The sequence below is a fragment of the Nonomuraea sp. NPDC049725 genome (genome assembly GCF_040674795.1).
In the GTDB taxonomy this organism is placed as follows: domain Bacteria; phylum Actinomycetota; class Actinomycetes; order Streptosporangiales; family Streptosporangiaceae; genus Nonomuraea; species Nonomuraea ceibae.
The window spans coordinates 103,943-116,851 of sequence record NZ_JBFANJ010000001.1 but is presented as its reverse complement, the minus strand read 5'-3'; the positions used below and the strand labels follow the sequence as shown (position 1 = coordinate 116,851).

The following is a 12,909-nucleotide window of genomic DNA, read 5'->3' as shown; positions in this document are numbered from 1 at the left end:
TTTATTGTTTGACAACTATCCAACAATGCTTCAGCGTGTGTGGAGTGAATCGTCCCCTTTACCCGTTGGCCGCCGGCAACTTCGCCGTCGGCACCGGCATGTTCGTCACCGCCGGCTTGCTCGCGCCCATCTCCGGCGACCTGAACGTCTCCACCGCGGCGGCCGGGCAGCTGATGACCGTGTTCGCGCTGGCGTACGCGGTGCTGTCGCCCGTGCTCGCCGCCGTGACCGCGCGGCTGTCCCGCAGGAGGCTGCTGCTGATCGCGCTGGGCGTGTTCGTGCTCGGCAACGCGTTGACGGCGCTCGCGCCGACCTACCCCCTCCTCATGGCGACCCGGGTGCTGGCGGCGGCGGGGGCCGCCATGTTCACGCCGACCGCGTCGGGCGTGGCGAACGCGCTGGCCAGGCCCGAGCACCGGGGGCGGGCGCTGGCCCTGGTGCTGGGCGGACTGAGCGTGTCGTCGGCGATCGGCGTGCCGCTCGGCACCTGGCTGGGCACGGCGTCCGGGTGGCGGACGACGATCTGGCTGGTGACGGGGCTGGGCGTGCTGGGGTTCGCCGGGGTGGCGGCGCTGGTGCCCGACGTGCGGACGGCCGTCTCGGGCCGGCTGGCCGAGCGGTTCGCGCCGCTGGCCGACCGGCGGGTGCTGGCGGTGCTGACGACGCAGTTGCTGATGTTCGGCGCCGGGTTCACCGCCTACACCTACATCGGGTCGCTGATCGACCTGCCGCTGCCGGCCGTGCTGTGGGCGTGGGGCGTCGGCGCGATCGTGGGCAGCCACGTCGGCGGCCGGCTCACCGACGCGTACGGGCCGCGCCGCATGGTGCTGATCGGGCTGGCCGCGTCCACGGTGTTCCTGGCGCTCATCCCGGTCGCCAACCTGGCGCTGCCGGTCGGGCTGCTGTGGGCGCTGCTCTGGGGCGCGCTCGGCTGGCTGATCGCCCCGGCGCAGCAGTATCGGATCGTCTCCGTCCTGCCGGGCAACGTGCCGGTCGGGCTCGGCCTGCTCTCCTCGGCCCAGTACGCGGGCCTCGTCGTCGCGGGCGTCGCCGGCGGCCTCGCGCTCGACGGGTGGGGCAGGGCCGGGGTGATCGCGCTGGCCACGGCGATCGGGGTCGTCTCGGTGCTGTTCACGCTGGCCACCTACAGGCCCGCCGCCGAACGTGAAAGCGTGCCGCAGACCGTGGGGTGATGGGGAAGAATGTCCCGGTGTCTGATACCCCCGTCCCTCCGCAGACCGACCCCCGCGACGAACCCGCCCCGCTCGGGCTGATGGTGCTCCTCACCGGCGGAAGCGCCGTCGTGATCATCCTCGCGGTGACGTTCCTCTCCGGCTCCGCCGGCCTGCGCCCGCTGCTCCTCGGCCCGATCATGCTGGTCGGGTACGAGGTCCTGGTCCACGAGGTGTGGTGGAAGCGCTGGTGGGGGGCCGTCCCGGGGGCGATCGCCGGGCTGGTGACCTACTTCGAGGGACGCGCCATGCTGGCCGACCTCATCGGCGACGCCTGGGCCCATCCGCTGGCCTTCGTCACCGCCTGGGTGCTGTTCGCCGTCGTCTTCTGCCTGGCCAGCCGCTACCCGCGGACGGACTTCACGGCACAGAAGTCCGCTTCCTGAACGGCGCGGGTGCAGAAACCTCCGCTACCGGAGCTGATTTGTAGCAACGCGGCTGACTTCTGTCATGCCGGGCGCTTCCGGCGCACTTCCCGATCATGCTCGTTCTCGCCCACCTTTCTATGTCGGAACCTCATGAACCTCATGAGACATGGACCGAGAAAGGGCGAACGGACATGACATCGACAGCGCCAGGCCCGGCGCGTGACCGCCGGGCAGCGACGCGGTGATCGAGCCGCCACGACGTCCCCGGCCGCCGCAGGCCGTTCCAGGGGACGCCCCGGCCACGGCGATGAGCACCCGGGTGCAGGCCATGCGCGCCGACTTCGTCGACTTCGCCGCCCGGGAGCACAGCCGGGTGATCCGCTTCCTGATGCGCGGCGGCGCCTCGCTCGCCGACAGCCAGGACGCCGCGCAGGAGGCGTTCACGCAGGCGTGGCGGCTGATCAACAGCGAGCCGGAGGCGTGGGCGCGGGTTCAGGAGCCGCTGGGCTGGATGTTCAAGGTCGCCGGCCGGTGCCTGCGCCGCCCGCCGGGGGAGAGCCGCCGGCGGGTGAGCACGGTCCCGGTCGCCGACGTCCCGGAGACGGCCGCGGGCGCCGACGATCCGGCGGACCTCATCGGCCCCGCCGTGGACGTGCTGGCCGCCCTGCGGGAGCTGCCGCCGGACCAGCGGCTGGCCATCCGGTACCGGATGGACGACCAGCCCAACTCCGCCGTCGCCGCCGCTCTGGGGCTGACGGAGCAGCAGGCCGCGGACCTGGTCAAGAAGGCGCGGGTCGTGCTCAGGTACCGGCTCGCGGAGTATCGGACCCGGAAGGGAGCGTCCCATGACCGATCACCGTGATGACGTCCCCCTCACCGACGAGGAGCTCGACGACCTGCTCGAACAGGCGGACGCCGACCTGCTGGCGTACGTGCGCGCGCACACGGATGTCGGCGGCCTGCTCAACTCCATGCTGGAGATCCGCCCGGCGGTGCAGCCGCCGCCTCCGGCCGCCGCCGAGATCTTCCACGCGCGGCTGCGGCTGCGCGAGATCGAGAGGTCCCTGACGCGGGCGGACGCACACGCCCGGGCCCTGGCCGCGTCGTTCCGCGACGCGCGCGCCGACGAGCTGACGCAGGCCGTCGGCCGCGCCCTGGACAGCGCCAGGTCGGGCGATCTCAGCCGGACCCCCGACCTGCTCCGGGCGCTCACGGTGGCGCTGGCCCGCGCGGTGGCGGTCGCGCTCGCCTGCTATCCCCGGCGCGGGGGCGGCTCGCCCGGCGCCCTGGTGGCACGGCCGCCGCTGAGCACGCTGATCGTGGCGATCGCGCGTGGCCTGTCGGACGCGGGCGACCTCGCCGCCGACCTGCCCGGCGCGGCCGAGCCCGGTGCCGCCCTGGACGTGTCGGGAGCGGATCTGTCCGGCCTGCGGCTGATGTCGCCGGACCTGCTGCACGGCGTCGTCTGGGACGCCGGGACGGTGTGGCCGTCCGGCCTGGGCGAGGTCGTGGGCAGCATGTCGGAGGAGGTGTGCGAGGGGGTCTACCGGGTGGTCTTCGGGGAGGACGTCATCACCCTTGGACCGGAATCCAGCCCAGGCTGACCGCGAGGATGACGAAGACGCCGAGCAGGATGCGGTAGATCACGAAGCCGGTGAAGCGGTGGGTGCTGATGTAGCGCAGGAACCAGGCCACCGCCGCGTAGCCGACGATGAACGAGATCACCGTGGCCAGGATCGTCGGCCCCCAGTCGGGCGCGTCGCCGTTGCCGATCTCGGCCAGCTCCAGCAGCCCCGACGCCAGGACGGCCGGGATGGCCAGCAGGAAGGAGTATTTGGCCGCGGCCTCCCGCCGGTAGTCGAGCAGGAGGCCGGCCGTGATCGTGCCGCCGGAGCGGGAGACGCCGGGGATGAGGGCCAGCGCCTGGGCGAAGCCGTAGACGACCGCGTGGGTCACGTTGAGGTGCTTCTCCAGCGTGAGCTTGTTGCGCGCGGTGCGGTCGGCGAACCACAGGATGATGCCGAAGACGATGAGCGTGGTGCCGACCAGGCGCAGGTCGCGGAAGGCGCCCTCGATCTGGTCCTTCAGCACCAGGCCGAGCACGCCGATCGGGATGGTGCCGACGATGACGTACCAGCCCATGCGGGCGGCGAAGTGGTCGCGCAGCTCGGGCTTGAACAGCGAGCGCGTCCAGGTGGAGATGATCTCCCAGAGCTCTTTCCTGAAGTAGATCAGCACGGCGGCCTCGGTGCCGAGCTGGATCACGGCGGTGAACGCCGCCCCCGGGTCGTCCCAGCCGAGGAACGCCGAGACGACGCGGATGTGCGCGCTGGAGGAGATCGGCAGGAACTCCGTGAGCCCCTGCAGCAGCCCCAGCACCACTGCTTCCATCCAGCCGATCACGTGCGCACCTTCCCCAGGAAACACCGGAGTGAACGAGGTGAGGCTAGCGGAAACGGGGACCGCCGGAGGGCCCCGCGGAACGTCCCGGCGAGGAGGACAGCCCATGTTCACCCGACGGTTCACGAAAATTCATGACGAACGGTGTCGGCCGATTGTGGCCACGGCCGAGTAATGATCGGTGATGGACTCCTTCGCCGAATACGTGACGCAGCGGTCCGCGCGGTTGCGCCGCACGGCCTACCTGCTCGCGGGCGACTGGGCCACGGCCGAGGACCTGGTGCAGACGGCTCTCGCCCGCGCCTGGACGGCCTGGCGGCGCATCGAGGGCGATCCGGATCCGTACGTGTACCGCATCCTCACCAACGCCCACGCGTCCTGGTGGCGCAGGCGGTGGCGCGGCGAGGTGCCGGTGGAACGGGTGCCGGAGGCGGCGGCGCCGGGCGACTTCACCCGCGACGTGACGGAGAAGGACGCGCTGTGGGCGGCGATCCGCGGGCTGTCGGACCGGCAGCGGGCGGTGGTCGTCCTGCACTACTTCGAGGGGCTGACGCTGCCGCAGTGCGCGGCGGTGCTCGGCTGCTCGCTCGGCACCGTCAAGACCCAGCTCGGCCGCGCCCTGACGCGGCTGCGGGTCCATCCGGCCGTGCGGCTCACGAGGACGGGGCGATGACCTACACCGAGGACGAACTGCGCGACCTGCTCGCGGAGCTGACGGCGTACGTGCCTGGAAGGACGGCGGACATGACGAGGATCGTACGGCGGGGCAGGCGGATGCTGCTGGTGCGCTGGGGGGTGGGCGCGGCGCTGACAGGGGCCGCCGCGGCCGCCGTGCTGTGGCTGCTGCCGGGCCCGGCGGCCGTCCCGGCTCCATCACCGGCCGCCCAGCCGTCCGTCACCGGCCGGAGCGGCGGGCCGGACGCGCCCGTCCGCGACCTGGTGATCGGGCGGGACCATCCGCCGGCCCGGCTCGGCGACCTGGTCAGCATCGGCGGCGTGGGGGCCGACAGGTCGGCCGTCGGCAACGACGTGAAGGTCAAGCCCACCAGCTCCGGCACCACCGTGGTCTTCACCTGCGAGGACGAGGCGAGCTGGACGGTCTCGTCGGTGAACGGCGCCGGCCGGGTCACCAGGTGCGCCGGGGGGCAGGCCCGTCACACGTTCCGCGCGGGGGAGCTGCCGCGTGACTGGACGGACAGGAAGCAGTCCGTCCGGGTGTGGGTGTTCCCCCCGACGCCGCTGATCACGGAGGCCGCGCTGGACGGCTGCGCGCTGCCGGAGAAGGACAAGGGCATGTGCGACGGCCGGTACGTCGCCGGGGAGCTGGTCCGCTACGACGTCGCGCTCCAGCTCGCCGGCGAGCTGGGCGCCCGGCCGGGGGCGTGGATGGCCGGCGTCTACGACGTGGACTGAGCCCAGGCCGCGGCGAAGTCGGTGAAATCCCGTGCCGGCCGGCCCAGCGCCTCGCGCACCCCGTCGGCCACGTAGGCGTTGCGCCCGTCGAGCACCTCGGTGAACAGCGTGGTCAGCATGGCGACGACGTCGCCGGGGACCCCGTGCTCGGCGGCGCCGGCCGCGTACTGCTCCATCGTGATCGGGATGTAGGCGATCTCCCTTCCTGTGGCCTTGGACAGCTCGGCCGCCGCGTCGGCGAACGTGAGCAGCCTCGGCCCGGTCAGCTCGTACGTCCTGCCGGTGTGGCCGTCCTCGACGAGCGCGGCCACCGCGACGTCGGCGATGTCGTCGGCGTCGACGAACGGCTCGGCCACCTCGCGCGCCGGCAGCGCGATCGCGCCGTCCAGCACCGACTCCAGCAGGTAGCCCTCGGTGAAGTTCTGCATGAACCAGCCGCAGGTGACGACGGTCCACTCCAGGCCCGATTCGCGCACGACCCGCTCGCACGCCTGCGCCTCGGGCTCGTTGCGGCCGGACAGCAGCACCAGCCGCCGCACGCCGGACCGGACGGCCAGCTCGGTGAAGGCGCGGATGTCGTCCAGCGCGCCCGGCACGATCAGGTCGGGCTGGTAGGCGAGGTAGGCGGCGTCCGCCCCCGCGAGGGCGGGCGCCCAGGTGTCACGGTCGGTCCAGTCGAACGGCGGCGTCCCCGAGCGGGAGCCGACCCGGACGGTGTGGCCGAGAGTGGTCAGCTTGTCTGCGATCCGGCGGCCGGTCTTGCCGGTGCCGCCCGTAACCAAGATTGTCATGGCTCCATTAAGCCCGGCCGTGGTGAGACTATCCATGGTTGAGAAGCGCGTTGGCATATGCGATCGTCTAATTCATGGACCACCTGGCAGCGCTGCTCGACGGCCCGCGGGCCCGTGGCGCGTTCCTGCTCCGCTCGATCCTCGACCCGCCGTGGTCGATCCGCATCCAGGACGAGGCCCCGCTGACGCTGGTGGCGATGGTACGGGGCTCGGCCTGGATCGTGCCGTCACGGGGTGAGCTCGTGAGCCTGGCGCCCGGCGACGTGGCGATCGTCCGCGGGCCCGATCCCTACACGGTCGCCGACCAGCCGGAGACCGAGCCGCAGATCGTCATCCACCCCGGCCAGCACTGCACCACCCTGGACGGCGAGTCCCTCTACCAGGCGATGGACCTGGGCGTGCGCACCTGGGGCAACAGTCCCGACGGCGCCACCGTGATGATCACCGGCACCTACCTGATGGAGGGGGAGATCAGCAGGCGGCTGCTGGACGCGCTGCCGCCGCTGCTGGTGCAGCCGGGCGAGCCGCTGATCCCGCTGCTCGGCGCCGAGGTGGTCAGGGACGAGCCCGGTCAGGAGGCGGTGCTCGACCGGCTGCTCGACCTGCTGCTGATCTCGACGCTGCGCTCGTGGTTCGCCGAGCACGAGGCGCCGGGCTGGTATCGGGCGAGCGGTGACCCTATCGTGGGCCGGGCGATGCGCATGCTGCACAACAATCCGGCCCACCCTTGGACGGTCGCCTCGCTGGCCGCCGAGGTGGGCGTCTCGCGTGCCTCGCTGGCCCGGCGGTTCACCGAGCTGGTGGGGGAGCCGCCGATGGCCTTCCTCACCGACTGGCGGCTCGCCCTGGCCGCCGACCTGCTGCGCGAGCCTGACGCGACGGTCGGCTCGGTGGCGCGCAAGGTCGGCTACGGCAGCCCGTTCGCGCTGAGCGCCGCCTTCAAACGGGTGCGCGGCATCAGCCCTCAGGAGCACCGGGCCGGGGCCGCCACGTGAAACCGCTGCTGCTCCTGGACGTCGACGGCGTGCTCAACCCCACCGGGCCCGCCACGCCCGACTTCCGGCGCTACCGGTGCACGATCGGCGACATCCTCTACACGGTGCACCTCAACCCCAGGCACGGGCCCCGGCTGATGGAGCTCGCCCTGCGCACCGGCTCCGAGCTGGCCTGGGCGACCACCTGGGAGCGGCACGCCAACGAGTGGATCGCGCCCCGGCTGGGGCTGCCGATGCTGCCGGTGGTCCCGCTGGGGCCCGACCGGGGCAGCCGGCACGGCGAGATGTTCAAGACCCGTTACGTGGCGGACTACGTGGGCAGGCGGCCCTTCGTCTGGTTCGACGACCAGGTCTTCAAGGAGGACGAGGAGTATCTCAGGGCTCATCAGGGTCTGGACGACTTCCTGCTCGTCCACGTGCCTCCCGCACGCGGCCTGACCAGCGAGCATCTGGCGCTGGCCCGGGAGTGGCTGACCCTTACAGGGTTTTCTCAGGGGCCCTGACGGGATAGGCGGCGCGCGGTCGTCCGTTGGACCAGTCAGAACGTAACCACACGGAGGACACGATGTACCGCTCACGAGAGCACAGGATCCTGGCCGGCGTCTGCGGCGGTCTCGCCGACAAGATGGGCCTGCCGCCCACCCTCGTCCGCATCATCTGGCTGATCCTCTCGCTCTTCCCCGGGCCGATGTGGGTCGTCTACGCGATCATGTGGATCCTCGTCCCCGAGGAGCCGAAGAAGTACTAGTCCCGCCTATGCTCGAAGCATGGCAAGGCCGCTGACACTCATCCAGGACGAGCTCGTCGACTACGACAAGGCGATGGAGCGCATGGCCGACCTCGTCGGCGAGCGCCAACGGGACGAGCGGCCGGACACGCTCTGGCTGCTCAGCCATCCGTCCGTCTACACCGTCGGCCGCCGCACCCCGGCGGCGCACCTGCCCGACCCGTCGCGCGGCATCCCGGTCGTCGAGACCGGGCGCGGCGGGCAGCTCACCTACCACGGCCCGGGGCAGCTCGTCGGCTACCTCGTCGTCAAGCTGGGGGAGGACGAGGGCATCGTCGACTACGTGCGCGAGGTCGAGCTGCGGCTCGTCGACGCGCTGGGCGCGCTCGGCCTGCCCGCCGAGCGCCGCGACACCCCGCCGGGCTCGGAGCTGCTCACCGGCGTGTGGACGTCGCGGACCGGCCGCAAGATCGTCTCGATCGGCATGCGGCAGAGCCGCGGCGTCACCAGCCACGGCTTCGCCCTCAACGTCGACGGCGACCTCACGCCGTGGGACTGGGCGGTCGCCTGCGGCATGCCGGACGTCGACATGACCTCGCTCAAGCGCGAGCTGGGCGACACCGCGATGGACAAGGTCCGCGCGGCCGTGGCCGCCTCCTTCGAGGCGGCCTGACCCCGCGCTCAGCCCGTCATTTCGTACGTCATTCCGCCGGGACCTCGTCGACGGTGCGGCGAGGCCCGGTGAACCAGTGCCTGGCCGACAGCGCCCACCACAGCGCGATGCCGACCAGCACGACCCCGACGGCGATCGGCGCGTAGTTGACCGACGTCCAGGTGAAGTCCGCGTTGCCCGGCACGCCCGCGGGCGAGAACGGCATGACGAAGTACACGCAGACGATGGCGATCTCGACGCAGGCGATCCAGCACAGCGCCTTGTAGCGGCGCCCGAGCGTCCACGGCCCGGGCTCGAAGCGGTCGCCCATCCGCAGCCGCAGCCAGATCGGGATGAGGAACGCCAGGTAGAGCCCGATGACGGCGATCGACACGACGGCGTAGAAGGCGACGGGCGTGGTGAGCCCGGCGGGCGCGTAGAGGGCGGGCAGGGTGATGAGGGCGGCCACCGCGCAGCCGGCCAGGATGGCGTTGACCGGGGTGCGGTTGCGGTCGACCTTGGACCACAGCCGCCAGCCGGGCACCGCGCCGTCGCGGGAGAAGGCGTACGTCATCCGCGACATCGAGGTCACGCAGCTCATGCCGCAGAAGAACTGGCCGATCGTGGAGATCGCGAAGATCGCGGTGGCCAGCGGTGAGGAGAGCGCGGTGGTGAAGATCGCGCCGACGAAGCCGCCCTGCGCGTTGATCTCGTCCACGTTGGTGGCCGCGAACAGGAACGCCAGCAGCAGGATCCAGCCGCCGATCGCCGAGTAGAAGATCGACTGCCAGAGCCCGCGGGCGGCGGTCTTGGCGGCGCCCTGGGTCTCCTCCGACACGTGCGCGCAGGCGTCGAAGCCGGTGATCGTGTACTGCGTGAGCAGGAAGCCGAGCGGCAGCACGTACAGCCAGAAGGGCAGGCCGCCGTCGCCGTCGCCGAACCCGGAGTTGTTGATCGTCTCGGTGAAGACGAAGCCGACGGACTGGTGCTGGGCGGGGGCGAAGACGAGGATGGCGACGATGACCGCGGCGCCGGCGACGTGCCACCAGACGGAGATGTTCTGCAGCAGCGAGATCAGCCGGTGGCTGTAGATGTTGATCAGCGCGTGCAGCACCAGGATGATCACGAACAGCAGGAACGCCTGGGGCAGCGTGCCTTCCCAGGCGCCGCCGGTCAGCCGGGTGAGCGTGATGTTGAGGAACGTGGCGCAGCCGTAGTCGACGGACGCGGTGACGGCGATGAGGCCGATGAGGTTGAGCCAGCCGGTGAACCAGCCGTGGATCGGCTTGCCCAGCTTGGCGGCCCACCAGTAGATGCCGCCCGCCGTCGGGTAGGCGGAGACCAGCTCGGCCATGCAGAAGCCGATGATCAGGATGAACAGGGAGATCAGCGGCCAGCCCCACGAGATGGCGATGGGGCCGCCGTTGTTCCAGGCCTGTCCGAAGGTCGTGAAGCAGCCGGCGAGGATCGAGATGATGGAGAAGGAGATCGCGAAGTTGGAGAAACCGCTCCAGGTCCGGGCCAGCTCCTGCTTGTAGCCGAGCTCGGCGAGTCGCCTGGAATCCTCTTCTGTGGTCACTGAGGTCTCCCTGGGGGGCGCGGAGGACGCTCTTTTGGTCTACGTCTAGACCATTTCCTCCGCGCGAGCAAGGAGTTACAGAAGAGTTTCGATCTCGTCAGCCGAACGCGTCGACCGTGGCCTGGCAGAACGCCTTCAGATCGTCCGGTTTGCGGCTGGTGACCAGCTTGTTCGGACCGCCGGTGCACACGACGACCTCCCGGTCCTCCCAGGTGGCCCCGGCGTTGCGCAGGTCCGTCTGCAGGCTCGGCCACGAGGTGACCGTACGGCCGCGCACCACGTCGGCCTCGATGAGCGTCCACGGCGCGTGGCAGATGGCGGCCACCGGCTTGCCGACGTCGAAGAAGCCCTTGGCGAACGCGACGGCCTGCGGCACGGTGCGCAGGAAGTCGGGGTTGGCGACGCCGCCGGGCAGCACGAGGCCGTCGAAGTCGGCGGGCGACACCTCCTCCACCGTGGCGTCCACGGCGAACGTGTCGGCCTTGTCGAGGTGGTTGAAGCCCTGGACCTGGCCCGCGCTGGTGGAGACCAGCTTGGGCGTGCCGCCGGCCTGCTTGACGGCCTTCCACGGCTCGGTGAGCTCCACCTGCTCGACGCCTTCGGGTGCCACGAGGAACGCGATGGTCTTGTCCATGCCTGCCCCCTATCCCGCAGGCCGCGATCTATACGCCCAGGTGTGACCGGCCCACGCCAGGGCCGCGCCGATCGCGTACCAGAGCAGGTCGGGCGGGTTGAAGGTGCTGCCGAGCAGCGGGCGCAGCACCGCCGGGATGCCCGCGAGCTGGGCGAACTCGATCGCCCAGCTCAGCCCGGCCGACACCAGGGCGGCGGCCCACGGGCGGACGCGGGGCAGGGCCAGCAGCACGAGCAGGTAGATCAGCACCGTGTAGAGCGCGTCGCCGGCGTACTTGGGGACCGGGCCGTCCCACAGCATGCGCACGCCGAGGCCCAGACCTATGGTGACCAGCGCGGCGAGGGCGACGGGCAAACGGGACACCGGGCACACACTAGTAGCATCGGCCCACATGAGTGCGACCATGGTGGTGCGGGATCTGGCGGCCGGACACGGGGAGCGGGTGCTGTTCTCCGGGCTGGATGTCGTGGTGGCCCCAGGTGACGTGATCGGGCTCGTGGGGGCCAACGGCGCGGGCAAGTCCACGCTGCTGCGCATGCTGGCCGGGATCGACCGGCCGGAGCAGGGCACGATCCGGCTCAGCCCGGCCACGGCCACCGTCGGCCACCTGCCGCAGGAGCCCGACCGCAGACCGGGCGAGACGGTCAGGGAGTTCCTGGCCCGGCGCACCGGCGTGGCCCAGGCGCAGCGTGAGCTCGACGCCGCCACGCAGGGCCTGGTCGAGCAGACGCCCGGCGCCGACGACGCCTACAGCGTGGCCCTGGAGCGGTGGCTGTCGCTCGGCGGCGCCGACCTGGAGGAGCGCACCGAGACGATCGGGCTGACGGTCGGCCTGGACCAGCTCATGACCTCGCTGTCCGGCGGCCAGGCGGCCCGCGCCGGGCTGGCGTCGCTGCTGCTCAGCCGCTACGACCTGTTCCTGCTCGACGAGCCGACCAACGACCTGGACCTCGACGGCCTCGACCGGCTGGAGGGCTTCGTCAACGGGCTGCGCGCCGGCACCGTGCTGGTCAGCCACGACCGCGAGTTCCTGGCCAGGACCGTCACCAAGGTCCTGGAGCTCGACCTGGCCCAGCAGCAGATCCACCTCTACGGCGGCGGCTACCAGGCGTACCTGGACGAACGCGAGGTCGCCAGGCGGCACGCCAGGGAGCAGTACGAGGAGTACGCGGAGACCCGCGCCCAGCTGGAGGCCCGCGCCCGCACCCAGCGGGCCTGGATGGAGAAGGGCGTCAAGAACGCCCGCCGCAAGATGCCCGACAACGACAAGATCGGCCGCAACGCCCGCGTCGAGGCCACCGAGAAGCAGGCGGCCAAGGCCCGCCAGACCGACAAGATGATCGAGCGGCTGGACGTCGTCGAGGAGCCGCGCAAGGAGTGGGAGCTGCGGATGGAGATCGCCGCCGCGCCCCGCTCCGGCGCGGTCGTGGCGACGCTGCGCGGCGCGGTGGTCCGGCGTGGCACGTTCACGCTCGGCCCGGTCGACCTGGAGCTCGGCTGGGCGGAGCGGGTGGCGATCACCGGGCCCAACGGCGCGGGCAAGACCACGCTGCTGGCCGCCCTGCTCGGCCGGACCGAGCTGGACGAGGGGCACGCCGCGCTCGGCCCCGGCGTCGTCGTCGGCGAGGTCGACCAGGCGCGCGGGCTGTTCGAGGGCGAGGAGGCGCTGCTCGACGCGTTCGCCACGCACGTGCCCGAGCTGATGCCCGCCGACGTGCGGACGCTGCTGGCCAAGTTCGGGCTCAAGGCCGGGCACGTGCTGCGTTCGGCGGCCACGCTGTCACCCGGCGAGCGCACCCGGGCCGCGCTGGCGTTGTTGCAGGCCAGGGGTGTTAACCTGCTCGTGCTCGACGAGCCGACCAACCATCTCGACCTGCCCGCCATCGAGCAGCTGGAGTCGGCGCTGGCGAGCTATCCGGGCACCCTGCTGCTGGTCACGCACGACCGCCGGATGCTGGACGCCGTGCACGTCGATCGCCGGCTGCGGGTGGAGTCGGGCGCGGTCACCGAAGCCCGCTGAAAATTTACACCGCGCAAGGAAACGAAGATGAAACAATTCTCCGCCACTCGTTGACATGCGACGTTCCTATGGTGTGCCGTGCTCTACACAGATAACCC

Annotated in this window: 16 protein-coding genes; 11 read left to right on the top strand and 5 right to left on the bottom strand. The window is 71.4% G+C overall.

Features of this window, described 5'->3' with window-relative positions:
- The first annotated feature begins 44 nt into the window (after positions 1-44).
- From AB0J53_RS00660 to AB0J53_RS00645, 4 genes are all read left to right on the top strand, one after another.
- A complete protein-coding gene (locus AB0J53_RS00660; RefSeq protein WP_364167566.1) occupies positions 45-1,193 on the top strand; it encodes an MFS transporter in 1,149 nt (382 codons plus the stop codon).
- A gap of 17 nt (positions 1,194-1,210) precedes the next feature.
- Positions 1,211-1,618, top strand: a complete 408-nt coding sequence (locus AB0J53_RS00655) for a hypothetical protein (RefSeq protein ID WP_219511766.1) — start codon at positions 1,211-1,213, stop codon at positions 1,616-1,618.
- 223 nt (positions 1,619-1,841) lie between these two features.
- Entirely contained in the window at positions 1,842-2,462 is a 621-nt protein-coding gene (locus AB0J53_RS00650; RefSeq protein ID WP_364167563.1) for a sigma-70 family RNA polymerase sigma factor, read from the top strand.
- Positions 2,446-3,204, top strand: coding sequence for a hypothetical protein (locus tag AB0J53_RS00645; RefSeq protein WP_364167560.1), 759 nt, complete (start codon positions 2,446-2,448; stop codon positions 3,202-3,204). The genes AB0J53_RS00650 and AB0J53_RS00645 overlap by 17 nt, the downstream gene beginning before the upstream one ends.
- Here the strand turns inward: AB0J53_RS00645 and AB0J53_RS00640 are convergent.
- Positions 3,173-4,003, bottom strand: coding sequence for an undecaprenyl-diphosphate phosphatase (locus tag AB0J53_RS00640; RefSeq protein WP_364167557.1), 831 nt, complete (start codon positions 4,001-4,003; stop codon positions 3,173-3,175). The two genes, AB0J53_RS00645 and AB0J53_RS00640, sit on opposite strands and share 32 nt — an antisense overlap.
- Positions 4,004-4,184: 181 nt before the next feature.
- Between AB0J53_RS00640 and AB0J53_RS00635 the strand changes: the two genes are divergently transcribed.
- Together AB0J53_RS00635 and AB0J53_RS00630 are read left to right on the top strand one after the other, a co-directional pair.
- Positions 4,185-4,673, top strand: a complete 489-nt coding sequence (locus AB0J53_RS00635; protein WP_364167555.1) for a SigE family RNA polymerase sigma factor — start codon at positions 4,185-4,187, stop codon at positions 4,671-4,673.
- Positions 4,670-5,413, top strand: coding sequence for a hypothetical protein (locus AB0J53_RS00630; protein ID WP_364167552.1), 744 nt, complete (start codon positions 4,670-4,672; stop codon positions 5,411-5,413). The genes AB0J53_RS00635 and AB0J53_RS00630 overlap by 4 nt, the downstream gene beginning before the upstream one ends.
- On the opposite strand, the gene AB0J53_RS00625 is transcribed toward AB0J53_RS00630, so the two are convergent.
- Positions 5,398-6,204, bottom strand: coding sequence for an NAD(P)H-binding protein (locus AB0J53_RS00625; RefSeq protein ID WP_364167549.1), 807 nt, complete (start codon positions 6,202-6,204; stop codon positions 5,398-5,400). The two genes, AB0J53_RS00630 and AB0J53_RS00625, sit on opposite strands and share 16 nt — an antisense overlap.
- A gap of 74 nt (positions 6,205-6,278) precedes the next feature.
- Here AB0J53_RS00625 and AB0J53_RS00620 point away from each other — a divergent pair, with 74 nt between their 5' ends.
- The 4 genes from AB0J53_RS00620 to lipB all read left to right on the top strand — a co-directional run bounded on the left by AB0J53_RS00620 (position 6,279) and on the right by lipB (position 8,599).
- Positions 6,279-7,199 (top strand): AraC family transcriptional regulator, encoded by a 921-nt coding sequence (locus AB0J53_RS00620; RefSeq protein ID WP_364167547.1) that lies wholly within the window; start codon positions 6,279-6,281, stop codon positions 7,197-7,199.
- Positions 7,196-7,702: an HAD domain-containing protein gene (locus AB0J53_RS00615; RefSeq protein ID WP_364167544.1), complete on the top strand. Its 507-nt coding sequence runs from the start codon at positions 7,196-7,198 to the stop codon at positions 7,700-7,702. Before AB0J53_RS00620 ends, AB0J53_RS00615 begins: the two co-directional genes overlap by 4 nt.
- 62 nt (positions 7,703-7,764) lie before the next feature.
- Positions 7,765-7,947, top strand: a complete 183-nt coding sequence (locus AB0J53_RS00610) for a PspC domain-containing protein (RefSeq protein ID WP_049565582.1) — start codon at positions 7,765-7,767, stop codon at positions 7,945-7,947.
- 19 nt (positions 7,948-7,966) lie between these two features.
- Positions 7,967-8,599 (top strand): lipoyl(octanoyl) transferase LipB, encoded by a 633-nt coding sequence (gene lipB / locus AB0J53_RS00605; RefSeq protein ID WP_219511782.1) that lies wholly within the window; start codon positions 7,967-7,969, stop codon positions 8,597-8,599.
- Between the two features lie 28 nt (positions 8,600-8,627).
- Here lipB and AB0J53_RS00600 read toward each other — a convergent pair whose 3' ends face one another.
- The 3 genes from AB0J53_RS00600 to AB0J53_RS00590 all read right to left on the bottom strand — a co-directional run bounded on the left by AB0J53_RS00600 (position 8,628) and on the right by AB0J53_RS00590 (position 11,154).
- Entirely contained in the window at positions 8,628-10,157 is a 1,530-nt protein-coding gene (locus AB0J53_RS00600) for an amino acid permease (RefSeq protein ID WP_364167540.1), read from the bottom strand.
- 97 nt (positions 10,158-10,254) lie between these two features.
- Positions 10,255-10,791: a type 1 glutamine amidotransferase domain-containing protein gene (locus tag AB0J53_RS00595; RefSeq protein ID WP_364167537.1), complete on the bottom strand. Its 537-nt coding sequence runs from the start codon at positions 10,789-10,791 to the stop codon at positions 10,255-10,257.
- Positions 10,792-10,800: 9 nt separating this feature from the next.
- On the bottom strand, positions 10,801-11,154 hold the full coding sequence (locus tag AB0J53_RS00590; protein ID WP_364167534.1) for a DUF2809 domain-containing protein: 354 nt from the start codon (positions 11,152-11,154) through the stop codon (positions 10,801-10,803).
- Positions 11,155-11,182: 28 nt separating this feature from the next.
- Here AB0J53_RS00590 and AB0J53_RS00585 point away from each other — a divergent pair, with 28 nt between their 5' ends.
- On the top strand, positions 11,183-12,811 hold the full coding sequence (locus tag AB0J53_RS00585) for an ABC-F family ATP-binding cassette domain-containing protein (protein WP_364167531.1): 1,629 nt from the start codon (positions 11,183-11,185) through the stop codon (positions 12,809-12,811).
- Positions 12,812-12,909 lie beyond the last annotated feature (98 nt).